This is a genomic window from Vibrio sp. 10N.286.49.B3 (assembly GCF_002873395.1).
Classification (GTDB): Bacteria; Pseudomonadota; Gammaproteobacteria; order Enterobacterales; family Vibrionaceae; genus Vibrio.
In genome coordinates this window covers 244521-260589 of sequence record NZ_MCUV01000024.1, presented here as the reverse complement: position 1 = coordinate 260589, position 16069 = coordinate 244521, and the positions used below count along the sequence as shown (strand labels likewise).

Sequence of the window (16069 nt, the reverse complement as noted above, 5' to 3'; positions counted from 1 at the left end):
ATCAGCACCGGCTGGTGAGTTATTCAAAATGTTTGGTTTTACTACTGAGAATGTAGTAAATACAGCAAAAGAATTACTCGCTTAATCTTTTAATTACTTTGCTCCTTTGAGGAAAGTAATGTGAAAAACCGAGAGTTTTTAAAATGTTTGTCAGTGTAAACGACACATTTTATAACCTCGGTTTTTTTACTTAATTATTTAATCTGTATCAATTCTTAGACTTAGCAAATAATGAGTTTCTAAAGCATCAAACCTCATTGAAAAACACCTAGTTTCATATACTCTATAAATACGTATTCTATTTATAATGACAATAACTATGAATGATGAGATGAAATGGAATTTAGTAAAAACAGTAGATAGCCTCTCTTCCAAACAACGGCAAGAGCTGCTCTCTTATCTACAACAGTTAGAAATGATAGAAGCTAAAAAGCAAGGTAGATTCAGCACCACTGATATTTTATCGAATGATGAGCTAACGATGTTATTGAACGTTATTGCAGCACCAACGATAACTAAATAGCCTAACTATCATGTTAAAAAGTGACGACTAAATCTTTAACTTATTCGATTCGTCTTTTGTAAAAGTTGAGATGAAGGCCAAACATAAATTAACTCTTCTAACTCACGCCCACAAGGTGATCTCCATACCCTTTGTGACGCTTGAACCCCACCCAAATGATCATAAAAACCAATAGCTTGCTGGTTACCAGTGATAACTTGCAGATAGATTCCCGTTTCAGCAAAATAATGCTCTACCCAATCTGCTACTTTATTAACGAGCTTAATGCCTAAACCTTGCCCTCGGTAACGAGCATCTATATGTAAGGCATCAATCATAGTCCCACGCTCAAAATCATGATGACCAAATGCACAGATAAAACCACATAAGACATCCCCCTCCTCAATCACTAGTACATGCTGATTAAAAGGTGGATTCGTAAGACGTGTTTGCCAAATGATGCGATGATCCATTAACGCATCATTTTTTAAATAATCACTATCAAGCAACCCCTGATAGTGTTGCTGCCAACTTTGAGTATGTAAACGAGCAATCCGCTCATAATCTTTATACTCCGCAACCCTTAATTCCATTAATCGATCCTTATTCCTTACAATCTGGGTTGATACCATTTAATACTAAACACACTAAGAATGAAAGCAAAAGTGATTGAGCACAATTTTACAATTTGTCATTTGACTTACACGTGTACGCTGATATTGTAGCTTACAGGTGTAAGCTCAATAATTTTAATTTCTAACATAGGATTAACAGCGTCATGGAACTGCAGGAAAAACCTCGTTTACTTAAGTTTAATGTGTTTATTTTTTCTTTTAGTCTATTTTTAGCCGTTATCGTTGCTCCTTGGTATGGTATGACGTATGGCTATGGTATAGAGCACTGGCTATGGCTATTCATTTGTTTTAGCTTTTGTAATCTTTCAATAACTGCTGGCTACCATCGACTATGGTCACACAAAACGTTTAACTCACACCCATCATTACGATTTATTTTTGCCCTAGGCGGTGCTTTTGCATTACAAAACAGCGCACTGCACTGGTCTTCTGATCATCGTATTCACCATAAACACGTCGATGATCATGACAAGGATCCCTACTGTGCTAAACGAGGATTTTGGTTCTCTCACATTGGTTGGATGCTACGTAATTACAATGAAAGTGCCGACCAAGATTACACCAACTGCCGAGATTTAAAGCGCGATAATATTGTAGTTTGGCAACATAAGTACTATGTCCCACTTGCACTACTAATGAACTTTGGTGTCCCTATTGCTCTAGGTATTATCTACGGAGATATTTGGGGAATGATTTTAATGGTTGGTGCTGTACGTTTAGTCTTAAACCACCATACGACTTTCTTTATAAATTCACTGGCTCATATCTGGGGTAAGCAACCCTATACCGATAAAAATACTGCACGAGATAATGGTATTTTAGCTCTATTTACTTTCGGTGAGGGTTATCATAATTTTCATCATATTTTTGAAAATGATTACCGCAATGGCATTGATTGGTGGCAATACGATCCAACAAAATGGTTAATTAAAGCTTGCTCCTGGTTAGGGTTAACATCCAACCTTCGTGTTACCTCTCCACAGAAAATAGAGAAAGCTAGAGCACAAATGTCTTTTAAAACTGTTGAAGATAAAGTGCTAAACCGCCCGAATCATAAACAAATTATTGATAAACTTCAGTTAGAGTTTGATTTACTTGTCGATGAAATGAATGAGTACTACGCCGTTAAGAAGCAATTACTCGAAATAAAAAAAGAAGATGCGGTTAAACGTTATGAGCATGCATTGCTGAAGGTACGCCACCAGCAGATCGAAGTACGCTTTCAACAACAAAGACAGCGTTGGAGCTCCATGGTCGCACAATATATTTAGCGTTTTTCTATGCTAATAGAATAAAAATAAAGGGCTTATAACGCTTCTTCTTTGCAGTAGGAGGTATATGCCCTTTGTTTATTGTACCGCTCAACAGTGCTTATTTAATTTCACCATAACGCTCTAAGTACAATATCGTCGCAGCGGTTCGTGATGAGACTTTCAGTTTCTTTAGTAAGCTCTTCATATGAACTTTAACCGTTGATTCTGAGATAAATAAATGATCAGCGACTTCTTTATTACGATACCCTTTCGCTACTTCTTGTAAAATCTGTGTTTCTCTATCCGTTAACGCATCAAACACATCATCTTTATTAATACGGTCAACCAAATACTCTGCAACCACTCGACTGTATGCTTTGTTGCCGTTATGAGCTTGTTTTAGAAGTGTCACCAGTTCATCGGGTTCAGTATCTTTAAGCAAGTAACCATCGGCACCCGCTTTCACAATCATCTCAATATCGAGTGAACTATCTGATACTGTCAATATTACAATGTGCGCTTGAGATCCATCGGTGCGTAACGCTTTCAATGTATCAAGCCCAGACATGCCTTTCATATTCAGATCTAGCAAAATTAAATCGGGATCTTTTTCATGAGCGATAGCAATAGCATCAGCACCATTACTCGCTTCTGCAACAACGTCAAAATCATCCTCGAAATTTAAGAGTTGGCTAATTCCTCTTCTCATTAATGGATGATCATCAACAAGCATTACTCTACATATCGACAAATTAGACTTCCTTTATATTTTTATACTTTAAAATAACTGTACAACCAGCACCTTCTTCAGTTTCAACGATCAAGTGACCATTCAAACGCGCTGCTCTTTCTTGCATAATAGTCATACCATAATGATTGATTTTATCTACTTTCGTATCAAAACCAACACCATCATCTTCAATACTTACCGTAACTTCATCGTTACTCTCATCACAATACACATTGATATTATTAGCTTGAGCATGTTTTATCGCATTGATTGTTGCTTCTCTGATCAATTGTAGTAGATGTACCTGCTGATGGGCGTCCAATTCTACAGAAGATAGGTTGTTATATAACTTGATTTTAGTTTCAGTCTGCTCACTTAACTGACTCAACATTTCATCTACCGCTTGACCAAAATTGCCTTCTTTAATAGTGAGTCTAAAGGTCGTTAATAGCTCTCTTAATTGCGTATAAGCATCCGTTAAACCAGACTCAATGTCAGCAACAATCTGGTTAGCCGCTTCCTTATGTTTTTGCTCTGGTAATTTTGACATCATTCGTTTCAATAATGCCATTTGAATTTTTAAATATGATAAAGATTGCGCTAATGAGTCATGCAATTCGCGTGCGATAGTGGCACGTTCTTCCATTATCATCAGCTGTTCTGCTTTTTTCTGTGCTTGATTATAATAAATCGCTCGCGAAAGGATCTGCACGAAATTACCCATCAAAGCGGAATCTGGCGCTGACGGACCACATTCAAAATATAAGTAGCCTAAAGGTTGTCCATCTAACTGCAGGATCATTTGGTGATTAAGAACTTCCCCATTTTCACCTTCATGCAAAATAAGCGTTTTCCCTGCAATTTCTGTGATCTCTAAGCTTACCGCTTTCATGCCATCAATACTGATGATGTGTTTTAATATTGCTTGAAAATTATCCTGACTAATTCGTGATACCGTGAGTTCTTGCGAACACTGATAAAGAACTTTGAGTGACTGGTTTACATGTTGTAGCTTGTGTGTTTTTTCATCGACAGCAAGCTCTAATCCTCGATACATTTTACCTAGATCGGTTGCCATAGTATTAAACATTCGGGTTAACACTCCCATTTCATTAGTACTAGTTGCTGGCAGATCCACATCAAACTCTCGATTTTTTATTTGCTGACTTGCTAGCATTAATGCATTTAATGGTCGAACCACTTCACGACGCACAAAACTAACAACAAAAATTGAGATCAATAAAATTCCACCTAAACCCATCCCCCCTACACAACCAAGAACGATCAATTTTTGCTCTGAGAACTGCTGCAGCTTAAGTACAAAATCATCAATTTGAGCAACAAAACTCTGAACTAAATCTAAGTATTCTTCTGGATTATCGCTGGCTAATACCTCTTTTAACTGGTGCCAACGGACAATAATACGGTAGTAATCTTGAGTAATACTATTGGGAACAAACCATGCTTGCTGGCTTTTCATAGATCGGGAATATAACGAGGCTTCAAACTGACGAATATGGTCATTAAAGTTTACTGATTTACTTTGAATATCATGAGCTAATCGATAGCTTTGCATACGCATTGAGCCAGAGACATTAACCGCTTCAGCGTCATCTAAACTGGATGATAAAGTGATAATAGCAAATGCTGTGGTCGCAATGGAAAGCAGTAAAATATGCAGTAACGATTTGGCAATTGTGCCAGTGACTGAGTTTGTGCTTTTAATCAACAAAATATCTCCTATGACTCGTGGTTCACTGCTCATCATTTTTGCATAGTCTCTAGTTAAACCCTATAAATATGTGATTCTCCGCTTTGGCATTTATTGATCTTAAACAATAAGCCCTTCAATTAACCCTTTATAGGTATTTATGTAAATATTTCTAAAACTACAATTTGTGTGTTCATAAATGAAGAATTATTAATGAGTATTTTAACTATACTTACAAAATAGGCTGCAATATTTACATTTGAGGAATTCGCGAGTGGTTGATTTATCCAAACGAAGATTATTCTCCAGGAATAAAACGGATAGTCGTTTGGCGCGACTACCTTGGATAAGTACCCCGCAAACCTTTACAGAAGATTGCACGCGTTGCGGTAAGTGTATTAGCCAATGCGATACGCAAATTATTGTTCAGGGTGATGGTGGCTTTCCAACCATTGATTTTACGCTTGATGAATGCACTTTTTGCTATCGCTGTGCCGATGCTTGCCCTGAACCTATCTTCAATCCAAAAGATGAAGAACCATGGTCTGCAAAAGCAAAAATTAGTCAAGCATGCTTAGCGACTAAGAATGTTGAGTGTCGAACCTGTGGTGAAGCCTGTGACTCAATGGCTATTAAATTTACCTTATCTTTAGGTCAAGTCGCTCAACCAAGTATCACTACCAACGATTGTACTGGCTGTGGGGCATGCGTTTCAGTTTGTCCAACCACGGCTATAACGGTTAGTAATTAACCATAAATTCTGTGCGGTGACTATAATTGTATGGTTAAGAGCGCAGAACTGAGATGAATAACGATATTGAGAGAATATTATGGCACTAAATGAAGTGCATATATCAAGTTTAGTAGTGCATGTGACACCAGAGCACTTAGACCAAACCAAATTAAGTATTACCGCATTTAAAAATGCAGAGATCTACGGGGATAGTCCTGAAGGGAAAATTATCGTTGTACTTGAAACTGAAAACCAAGGGTATGTAACTGATACCATTGATGCAATCAATAATCTACCAAATGTCCTAAACACTGCTTTAGTTTATCATCAGATTGAAAGTAACTTGGATGACATAGCAATAGACACTGGAACTAAAGATTCCCAAATAGAGGGTGAAGTATGAAAATGACAAGACGCGCGTTTGTGAAAGCAAATGCAGCCGCATCAGCCGCTGCCGTTGCCGGTGTAACATTGCCAGTAACAGCAACTAACCTGATCGCAAGCTCAGACGAAACAAAAATTAAATGGGACAAAGCGCCTTGTCGTTTCTGTGGTACAGGTTGTTCTGTTCTTGTTGGTACCCAAAATGGTCGTATTGTGGCAACACAAGGTGACCCAAAAGCGCCAGTAAACAAAGGTCTAAACTGTATCAAAGGCTACTTCCTCTCTAAAATCATGTATGGTAAAGATCGTCTTGAAACACCATTACTGCGCATGAAAGATGGCAAGTTTGATAAAGATGGCGACTTTGCTCCTGTGTCATGGGATGTCGCTTTCGATACTATGGCTGAAAAGTGGAAAGAAGCATTAAAAGCAAAAGGACCAACAAGCGTCGGTATGTTTGGTTCAGGTCAATGGACAGTTATGGAAGGCTACGCTGCATCGAAAATGATGAAAGCAGGTTTCCGTTCGAATAATATCGACCCGAACGCACGTCACTGTATGGCTTCCGCTGTAGTTGGCTTCATGCGTTCATTCGGCTTAGATGAGCCTATGGGTTGTTACGATGACTTTGAGCATGCTGATTCTTTCGTACTATGGGGATCAAACATGGCAGAAATGCACCCTGTACTATGGACCCGTATCACTGACCGTCGTTTGAGCCATCCACATGTAAAGGTAAATGTACTATCCACGTACACACACCGTTCATTTGAACTTGCTGATGAAGGTTATATTTTTGAGCCACAATCTGATCTTGCTATTGCTAACTTCATCGCAAATTACATCATTGAGAACGATGCGGTAAATTGGGATTTTGTAAACAAGCATACGCACTTCAAACAAGCTGCAACTGATATTGGTTATGGTCTTCGTGATGATGACCCACTACAAGTAAAAGCAGCAAATCCAAACTCTGGTGATATGAGTGCAATCAGCTTCGATGAATATAAAGCGTCAGTTGCGCCATATACCGTTGAAAAAGCATCTGAGATATCAGGCGTTCCACAAGAGAAGTTAATTACTCTTGCTAAGCAATATGCCGATCCAAAAACAAAAGTAATGTCACTATGGACTATGGGTATGAACCAACATACGCGTGGTGTATGGATGAATAGCCTAGTGTATAACCTACACTTACTTACTGGTAAAATCTCAACGCCAGGTAACAGCCCATTCTCACTAACCGGTCAACCATCAGCATGTGGTACTGCTCGTGAAGTTGGTACTTTTGCCCACCGTCTTCCTGCCGATATGGTCGTTGCGAATCCAAAGCACCGTAAGATTGCCGAAAAGATTTGGAAACTGCCTGAAGGGACGATCCCAGCCAAAGTGGGTTTCCATGCCGTTCAACAAGACCGCATGCTTAACGATGGTGTACTTAATGCCTACTGGGTAATGTGTACCAATAATATGCAAGCTGGTCCAAACATCAATAATGAGCGTCTTCCTGGTTACCGTAACCCAGAAAACTTTATCGTATGTTCTGACCCTTACCCAACAGCAACAACACAAGCGGCCGACTTGATCCTTCCTACTGCAATGTGGGTAGAAAAAGAAGGGGCTTATGGTAATGCCGAGCGACGTACTCAAGCTTGGTACCAACAAGTTAAAACCGTTGGTGACTCTAAGTCAGATCTATGGCAAATCATGGAGTTCACAAAACGCTTCAATATTGAAGAAGTATGGGATGAAGAACTACTAGCAAAAGCACCAGAAATGCGTGGTAAAACAATGTATGACATTCTATTTAAGAATGACCAAGTTGATAAATTCCCGCTTTCAGAAGCTCAAGAACTCAATGATGATGCGCAAGCGCAAGGCTTCTACGTACAAAAAGGTCTGTTTGAAGAGTACGCTGAGTTTGGTCGTGGTCATGGTCATGATTTAGCCCCTTACGACACATACCATAATGTTCGCGGTTTACGCTGGCCTGTTGTTGATGGTAAAGAGACACTATGGCGATATGTAGAAGGTCATGACCCATACGTAACAGAAGGTGCTGGGTTTGAATTCTATGGCAGACCTGATGGTAAAGCGTTTATTATCTCAGCGCCATACGAAGCACCACCTGAAGTACCAAACGAAGAGTTCGATATGTGGCTATGTACTGGTCGTGTATTAGAACACTGGCACACAGGCACTATGACTCGCCGTGTTCCTGAACTGTATAAAGCGGTTCCTGATGCACTGTGCTACCTGCACCCTGCTGATGCAAAAGCACGTGGTCTACGCCGTGGCGATGAAGTACTAATGTCTAATAAACGTGGTGAAGTTCGCGTGCGCGTGGAAACTCGCGGTCGCAACCGTCCACCAGAAGGCTTAGTCTTTGTTCCATTCTTTGACGCTCGTATTCTAATCAATAAGTTGATTCTAGATGCCACTGATCCGCTATCAAAACAGACGGATTTCAAGAAGTGTCCAGTTAAGATCACCAAGATATCTTAATTAGCGAATAGAACTGCGGATAAAGGCTACTAACAAATACGTTAAGTAGCCTAATCAATGAATAAGCCTTAAGGCGGAGAACTTAACATGAAAAAACTGATTATTGCCCTTCTATCTGTCAGTGCATTGATCACAGGTGCTGTATATGCTGAGGAAATGGCAAGCAACCCTGGCGGAATTGGTGGTGTACACTCACTACGCGGTATTACTGAACTAGAAACAACACGTGCCGCTGATAGTTTTAAAACTTATCCTAATGATAATAAAACCATTAGTAGCGATTATGTTTACCAACCACCACTCATACCACATAGCATTCGCAACTACGAAGTGTCACTAAATGCCAATAAATGTTTAGCATGTCATAGCTGGAAAAATGCGAAAGAAATGGGTGCAACAAAAGTAAGTGTAACTCACTACATGAACCGTGAAGATCAAGTTTTGTCTGATGTTTCACCTCGTCGTTATTTCTGCCTGCAATGTCACGTTCCACAAGCTGATGCTGCACCACTGGTTGAAAACGAATTTACACCTGTTGACTCATTGCGTTAAGCGTAGCCAAAAAAATAAGAGAGGCTATAAATGAAATTATTAAAAGCGTTTTGGACCAGACTGAAAACGCCAAGTAAAGCAGCTGCAGGTATTGTTTTATTTATGGGGTTTGCGGGCGGTTTACTTTTCTGGGGTGCGTTTAACACTGGTATGGAAGCCACCAATACAGAAGAGTTCTGTTCTGGTTGTCACGCTCCTATTGTAAAAGAAATCCAAGAAACAATTCACTACTCAAACCGTTCTGGCGTTCGTGCTATCTGCTCTGATTGTCACGTACCACATAACTGGACGGATAAAATTGTTCGTAAAGTCCAAGCATCTAAAGAATTAGTTGCTCATGCTATGGGGACAATCGGTACTGAAGAAAAATTTCAAGCTCGTCGTGGTCATTTAGCAAATCGTGAATGGCATCGTATGAAAGAGAATAATTCTCAGGAATGTCGTAACTGTCATGAGTTCGAATACATGGATTTCTCAGAACAAGGACCACGCAGTGTTAAACAACACTCCACAGCACTTGCTTCTGGAGAAAAGACATGTGTTGATTGTCACAAAGGGATTGCCCATAAGCTTCCTGACATGAGTGGTATTGAAGGTTGGCAATAAGGAGCAAACAACAATGAGCACATTTGAATACATTTTTTGGCATGTCCTAGGATATAGTGCAATGCCGGTCATTATTTTAGCTGGTTTTACTGCTGTTGCTGCTATTTGTATTTTTGCCCTTTCATTAGGTAAAGATAAGAATATTTAACAAAAAATCAGTCAACTTTCAGGCCACTTAGTTAATTCTAAGTGGCCTTTTTTAATTAATACGTAATTTCTGATAATCAAAAAGCTGGCCTGTTTTAATATCTAAATAAATCTTATCCTCAAGGTTCATTCCACGACAGTAAATAAAATAGGCTGATGTACTTTGAACCTGTAAAGATTTAACCCACCCTCCGAGCTCAACTAAGTCACTTGGATGACAGATTTTCTTATCAAACAGTTGCTTTGTTGCTTCAATAAACTGCGCTTCATAAAGTTTTATGTCATCGGAACGGGAGATATAGGAAGCTATCGTTTGATCGTGCTCATCACCGCTCAACACTGGCTTTACAAGGCTAAATGACTTTTTGTATACCCAATCAGCCACCGCATCTTGACCTTCCTGATAGACCATATAATCAGAGATACGCAGCCAATCACCATCAATTTCATACACTAAGATATCATCACCTTGGTATAAAACTCGATTACTTTGCGAACCATTCTGTGGCTGTAGATAAACATGCGCAACCTCATCAGCAACATAGTAAATAACAGGGAAAATAGGCTCTGGATGCTCTGACTGTTGCACGGTTGTATGATTAACTTGCTCGTCAACCACTGACTCTAAAGCCGGCTCTGGTAGTACTTCCGTACTGCTACGGCTTTGCATGTAATAATACCCTCCACCAATCAAGATTGTCAGAATCAGTAAAATTAACATTCCCTTTTTCATTGTATACTACCTTCTAGCGATTCGTTTTGCAGAAGATCCATTGTACTTGAACTCGATCCTATTAAAATAGCTAACCAAAATTAAAAACAATTTCCTTAGTTAATCATCAGACAATTGAATCTGTTAAAAAGCCAAACCTCTTTAATAACGCGACATTAGTTTACATAAGCTGTACATAAATCGCTTTAATCCTGATGTATTTGTATGATTTATAGAAAAAAAACAAAGCGAAACGGTTGCTTTATAAGCGAATAGCAAACCAAGTGAGACCTGAGTCACAAAAATAGTTTACAAATATTAGGTTTTTGTTTACTATGGCTGTTCATATTACTTAATAAATAAAGAATAATTGGCTAGTTAATATGCATAAATCTATAGCTTCAATTCATGGGATGAAAGAAGATTTACCGGCTGAACTTAAGCATAAGTTAGTGTCTGTTATTGAACACGTCGAAAAATTTGGATCAGTCAATGATCTTACTCTATGTAAGATTTTTGGTGAGACAATTTGGAATGATGGTGTTGATTATCATTCACATGCTCTATCGTTCAGAATAAATCAAAAGACAGGGTGTTTTCAAATATCTCAATTAAGAACCCATTAATTTCTTAACTGATTATTTGCAGAGCTTAGATTAAAAGCCGATATTTTTATCGGTTTTCTAATACCTCTTATTTGATATTAGGGCCCTACTATTGGTAGTTTTCTATAATTGATGTTTTAGAAATTGGCTTACTATAATAGTAACCTTGAAGCAAATCACATCCATAAAGTGTTAGCTGATTTTTTTGTTCTTCGGTTTCTACTCCTTCTGCGACTACTTGAATATTATTTGAGATCCCAATATTAATAATGTTCTTCACCAAACTTTCATTTTGTTCAGACAGTGATATTTTACAAATAAATACTTTGTCTATTTTAATCTCTGTTATTGGTAAGTGGTTTAAGTATTTCAGTGATGAGTAACCAGTTCCAAAATCATCCAGAGATAAGCCAAAGCCTTTGTTTCTAAGTTCAATTAAGATTGGTCTTACATAGTCTACATCATCGATGAAAACATTTTCTGTTATTTCTAAAATAATAGATTGTGTATCAATCCCTACTTCTTTTATTATCGTCATTAAATCTGCGACAAAGTTGGGTGTATTAAGTTGAACAGGTGATATGTTTATTGATATCGTTTGTAGTAAAGGCACCTCCTTAGACATCAGGAGCATTTCTTGGCAAGCAGTTTTAAATATATATAAACCAAGAGAGGAAATTAAGCCTGATTTTTCTGCTACGCCAATAAATTCATCAGGTCGAACATTTCCTAAACTTTCATTTTTCCAGCGCGCTAAAGCCTCAATACCCTTTATATTACCAGTTTTCGCATCAAGTTGAGGCTGATACGCAATGCTAATCTCGTTGTTATCTAGAGCACTTTTAAGTTTATCTTCAATTTGATATTCACGTTCAATTTCATGTCTAATACTTTCATCAAAAATAGAAACAAGTTGGTTTTTATTAAAAGAACGATTTCGATAGAGCACTGTACTTGCATTAAGTATTAGCTGTTTTGATGATAAGCCATGTTCTGGGTAAATCGCGATCCCTAAACAGCAATTTACTTTTAAATACAGATTATCAATACTCAATCTAGAATTAAATGAGTTAGTGATGTTATCAATAATATCATCTAAATCTTTCTTATCAAGTAGTTGTGGGATGAGAATAACAAACTGACTAGATTCAAAGCGAGCGATAATTTGGTTACTATCAAGTACAGATTCCAATTTATGACTGATCGTGCGTAGAACCTTGCCCCCCACATCATGACCATATTTATCATTAATTTTCTCATACTCATTCACTGCAACAAAGATAACAGCCAATTTATCGGTCTTACGACGCGTTATCGACAATGATTCATCAAGTATGGTGTACAAACGATCTCTATTTAATATCCCGGTTAAAGAGTCGTGTGTTGCCAAGTGATTTAGTCTTTGGTTGGTATTATTGATTTTTTCTAAATATTCACTACAACTTAGTTGATAATTTGATAAGCGTTTTTTAAGGAAGTGACAGGCTAAAAAAGACAGACCAAAGACACTAAATGCTAATAATACAAAAAGAATTGATAAGTTTTTTATTTGTTCATTATTATATGAATTAATCATATCCCCTTGGTTTGAAAAATAATCGAGAAATTCACTTTCATCAACACCAGATGCGATATACCAGCCCCAAGGCATATAATGCTGCACATATGATATCTTCTTTGTATAATAGATAGGGTTGTTAGAGAATTTTGTCGTGTAGGATATATATGCATCATGCTTATTATGAACGACGCCTTCTTTTATTTGATGAAGTAGTTCTGGTTGTTTAGTGCCTATTTCACTTGGTTTTAAATGTGATAATATGGTGCCAGATTCATCCATAACAAAAATATAACGACTTTTATCAAATCTAATTGTGCTTATCCACTTTAACAGATTATTTTGAGCTCTATTATAAGTGTTACTCAGTGGTTCATACTTTATTATCAACCAGTTATATGGAGAAAAATATTTAAAATAGCCCATAACTTTTTTATTATCGTTATCAGTATTCCACACATGATAAAACTCATTTTCGAAGATTAAATTCTTACTTATCCTCTCAAAAAGATGGCTAGAGAACATATTATTCTCTTCGTTAAGATCAAGAATAATATATTCAGAATCGGCGGAATCAAAGCTAATGCTAGAGAAGTAGCTCATTACTTTTTCTTTTACTTGATTCTCTGTTCGGGTTTTATCTTCTTTATACAATCGATTGATAAGATCAAACTTATACCCTACACCTTCCTTTAACTGCCCTTTCAGTCTTTCTTCTGCCTGACTCCCTTCATAGTCAATTTGCTGAACAATACTTGTTACTTGCTGCTCAAGAAATTGCTCTACTCTTCCTTTATGGTCCTGATCAACATAAGCAAGAAAGCTTTTTTGACGGTTTTTGCTCTCTAGCACCAATATCATAATAATAATAAAAAGCATAACTAACGTAACCACACCAGGAAGTATCCGGAGTGATAATACCAGCTGTTTATCATTAATCGGTGTCATACTAAGCCCATTATACTCGTTATAATGCGATAACTTACCTTAGCTTGCAGTTACGATAAGCCGCAGATTTAACTTAATTATAGCCTAGAATATTATTCAGCCTCACTAATGTGCAACAAAAGGCATAATTTATATTGTGGCTAGATCTACTTTATCCCAACCTCTAATTCTAGATACAAAAAAGCCGAGCATAATGCTCGGCTTTAAAATTCACTCTCTTACTTTGTAAGATTAACCTTCAGAGCGACGATCGCGAGAAGGAGCACTGCTGTTACCATGACCACGTTCGCCACGGTAGTTACCACGGTTGTCACCGCCACGGTTACGATCGAAACGACGTTCGCCATTACCATTGCCACCTTCACGAGAACCACGACCACCTTCACGGTTGCCACGGTAACCGCCGCCTTCACGACGCTGTTGACCACCTTCACGGTTGCCACGGTAACCACCACCATCACGGCGTTGACCACCATCACGGCGAGGTGGACGGCTGAAGTCAGTGAAATCAACAACAACTGCACCTACATCTTTTTGACGGATGCGTAGCTTGCTTAGTTTACCAGCAGTATCAGAGTTCATTGCTTTTGGTAGCTGTACGTAAGTTTGACCTTGGTCTAGCTTGATAGCACCGATAGAACCTTTAGTTAAGCCAAGCTCGTTTGCTAGTGCGCCAACGATATCTTTAACTTGAACACCTTGCTCACGGCCAACTTGAAGTTGGTAAGTATCCCAATCAGCAGTGTTACCACCGAAGTCACGACCACCATCACGACCGCCATCACGGCTATCGCGAGGGTTCTCACGACGCTCTTTGCGACGGTTTTTATCACGCTCAATAGCAGCGATCATTGGATCAGGACCAGTGTAGAATAATGGTTGCTTACCTTGTTGACGCTTAAGAAGCATAGCCGCTAGAGTCGTAGAATCGATTTCTAGTGATGCTTGTAGTTTTTCAACTAGCTCAACAAAGTTTGTTAGTGCTGTGCTTTCTTTATCTAGCTCAAGCTCAGTACCAAGCTTAGTTAGACGAGAAGCTGCAACTACATCGCGCTCTGGAAGTTGAATTTCTTCCATTTGAGATTTAGTTACACGTTCAATTGTACGTAGCATGCGGATTTGGTTTGTGCGAACAAGAAGGATCGCTTTACCTTTACGTCCAGCACGACCTGTACGACCGATACGGTGGATGTATGATTCAACATCAAACGGGATATCGTAGTTGAATACGTGTGTAATACGTGGAACATCAAGGCCACGAGCAACAACGTCGGTTGCAACTAGGATGTCGATTACACCTTTTTTGATGTGATCAACAGTACGCTCACGTAGAGACTGAGGAATATCACCGTGAAGTGCCGCTGCTTTAAAGCCACGAGCAGATAACCAATCAGCTAGACGCTCTGTATCTTGACGAGTACGAACGAAAACGATAGATGCATCAGTTTCTTCAGTTTCAAGAAGACGAGACATTGCTTCATCTTTCTCTACGCCTTTCACTACCCAGTAGTTTTGAGCAACTTTATCAACTGTGTGGTTAGTACCAGCAACGTCAACGCGCGCAGGGTTACGTAGGTAACGATCAACAATCGTTTTAACCATTGGTGGCATAGTTGCAGAGAAAAGTACACGCTGAGCGGTTTCAGGTGCTTTTTCTAGAATCCAAGTTACATCATCAACAAAGCCCATTTTTAACATTTCGTCAGCTTCATCAAGTACGAATGTGTGAGCTTCATCTAGGTGTAGACGATCACGAGTAAGTAGATCTTTAACACGACCTGGAGTACCAACAACAATGTGAGCACCACGGCTTAGAGCACGCATTTGGTCAACAATTGAAGCACCACCATAAATTTCAATTACTTTAAGGCCTTTAACATCACGACCTAAGTTTTTGATTTCCGCAGCAACTTGAATCGCTAGCTCACGTGTAGGAGCCATGATGATTGCTTGTGGTTTATGTTGGTTAAGATTAATTTTGTTTAGCAGAGGTAAAGAGAAAGCGGCTGTTTTACCAGTACCTGTCTGTGCTTTACCTAGTGCATCACGTCCCTCAAGAAGAAGAGGAATAGCAGCTGCTTGAATAGGTGTTGGAGAAACAAAACCCATGCTATCTAGAGCAGAAAGGATGTTGTCGTTAAGAGCTAATTCATTAAATTGAATTACAGAGTCTTGAGTTACAGAATCTTGCATTGGGATCCCACTATATATAAGAAAACAAAAGGTCCCATGTGCTCTAACCAATTCCAATACTGATTCAATATCCAGTTAGATACTGATTCCGTTCAGTTGCGAATGCAGTAAAAAAACGCATCAAGCCATTAGGGACGTCTAAGGGAGGCGGATTATTCCTTAAATACATAAAAAAAGCCAGAAAAAATTGAAACTCATCACAAATTTTTCTTAAAAAGAAATAAAATGTTCATCTTATCGACATAAAACGCCGTATTCATAACCATAAGAATTAAAAACACATTCTTATGGTCTA

Annotated in this window: 15 protein-coding genes; 9 read left to right on the top strand and 6 right to left on the bottom strand. The window is 38.5% G+C overall.

The genetic code is table 11. The features are described from left to right. Positions 1-319: 319 nt before the first annotated feature. Entirely contained in the window at positions 320-523 is a 204-nt protein-coding gene (locus BCU68_RS09705; protein WP_102564569.1) for a hypothetical protein, read from the top strand. Between the two features lie 35 nt (positions 524-558). Here BCU68_RS09705 and BCU68_RS09700 read toward each other — a convergent pair whose 3' ends face one another. After that, complete coding sequence (locus BCU68_RS09700) at positions 559-1095, bottom strand: GNAT family N-acetyltransferase (RefSeq protein ID WP_102564568.1); 537 nt, start codon at positions 1093-1095, stop codon at positions 559-561. 185 nt (positions 1096-1280) lie between these two features. Between BCU68_RS09700 and BCU68_RS09695 the strand changes: the two genes are divergently transcribed. Further along, positions 1281-2408 carry a fatty acid desaturase gene (locus BCU68_RS09695; RefSeq protein WP_102564567.1) on the top strand — a complete coding sequence of 376 codons (1128 nt, stop codon included), beginning with the start codon at positions 1281-1283 and terminating at the stop codon, positions 2406-2408. A gap of 100 nt (positions 2409-2508) precedes the next feature. On the opposite strand, the gene BCU68_RS09690 is transcribed toward BCU68_RS09695, so the two are convergent. After that, a complete protein-coding gene (locus BCU68_RS09690) occupies positions 2509-3141 on the bottom strand; it encodes a response regulator (protein WP_102564566.1) in 633 nt (210 codons plus the stop codon). 1 nt (position 3142) lies between these two features. Continuing rightward, positions 3143-4849 (bottom strand): nitrate/nitrite two-component system sensor histidine kinase NarQ, encoded by a 1707-nt coding sequence (gene narQ / locus BCU68_RS09685; protein ID WP_241901341.1) that lies wholly within the window; start codon positions 4847-4849, stop codon positions 3143-3145. 256 nt (positions 4850-5105) lie between these two features. Between narQ and napF the strand changes: the two genes are divergently transcribed. The 6 genes from napF (at position 5106) to BCU68_RS09655 (ending at position 9759) form a co-directional block, all read left to right on the top strand. Then, positions 5106-5582: a ferredoxin-type protein NapF gene (napF, locus tag BCU68_RS09680; RefSeq protein WP_102564565.1), complete on the top strand. Its 477-nt coding sequence runs from the start codon at positions 5106-5108 to the stop codon at positions 5580-5582. 79 nt (positions 5583-5661) lie between these two features. After that, positions 5662-5967: a chaperone NapD gene (locus BCU68_RS09675; protein ID WP_102564564.1), complete on the top strand. Its 306-nt coding sequence runs from the start codon at positions 5662-5664 to the stop codon at positions 5965-5967. Then, positions 5964-8453 (top strand): periplasmic nitrate reductase subunit alpha, encoded by a 2490-nt coding sequence (napA, locus tag BCU68_RS09670; protein ID WP_102564563.1) that lies wholly within the window; start codon positions 5964-5966, stop codon positions 8451-8453. The genes BCU68_RS09675 and napA overlap by 4 nt, the downstream gene beginning before the upstream one ends. A gap of 87 nt (positions 8454-8540) precedes the next feature. Further along, the gene (locus BCU68_RS09665) at positions 8541-9005 is read left to right on the top strand and encodes a nitrate reductase cytochrome c-type subunit (protein WP_102564562.1); all 465 of its coding nucleotides are present in this window, start codon (positions 8541-8543) and stop codon (positions 9003-9005) included. A 30-nt stretch (positions 9006-9035) separates the two neighbouring features. Continuing rightward, positions 9036-9611, top strand: a complete 576-nt coding sequence (locus BCU68_RS09660; RefSeq protein ID WP_102564561.1) for a NapC/NirT family cytochrome c — start codon at positions 9036-9038, stop codon at positions 9609-9611. A 13-nt stretch (positions 9612-9624) separates the two neighbouring features. Further along, positions 9625-9759, top strand: a complete 135-nt coding sequence (locus BCU68_RS09655) for a TIGR02808 family protein (RefSeq protein ID WP_102564560.1) — start codon at positions 9625-9627, stop codon at positions 9757-9759. Between the two features lie 51 nt (positions 9760-9810). Here the strand turns inward: BCU68_RS09655 and BCU68_RS09650 are convergent, their stop codons facing one another. Then, the gene (locus BCU68_RS09650; protein ID WP_102564559.1) at positions 9811-10491 is read right to left on the bottom strand and encodes a hypothetical protein; all 681 of its coding nucleotides are present in this window, start codon (positions 10489-10491) and stop codon (positions 9811-9813) included. Positions 10492-10853: 362 nt separating this feature from the next. Here BCU68_RS09650 and BCU68_RS17035 point away from each other — a divergent pair, with 362 nt between their 5' ends. Continuing rightward, on the top strand, positions 10854-11096 hold the full coding sequence (locus tag BCU68_RS17035) for a hypothetical protein (protein ID WP_102564558.1): 243 nt from the start codon (positions 10854-10856) through the stop codon (positions 11094-11096). A gap of 88 nt (positions 11097-11184) precedes the next feature. Here the strand turns inward: BCU68_RS17035 and BCU68_RS09640 are convergent, their stop codons facing one another. Both BCU68_RS09640 and BCU68_RS09635 read right to left on the bottom strand, forming a co-directional pair. Continuing rightward, positions 11185-13581, bottom strand: coding sequence for an EAL domain-containing protein (locus tag BCU68_RS09640; protein WP_102564557.1), 2397 nt, complete (start codon positions 13579-13581; stop codon positions 11185-11187). Positions 13582-13812: 231 nt separating this feature from the next. Then, positions 13813-15774 (bottom strand): DEAD/DEAH box helicase, encoded by a 1962-nt coding sequence (locus tag BCU68_RS09635; RefSeq protein ID WP_102564556.1) that lies wholly within the window; start codon positions 15772-15774, stop codon positions 13813-13815. Between the last annotated feature and the right edge of the window lie 295 nt (positions 15775-16069).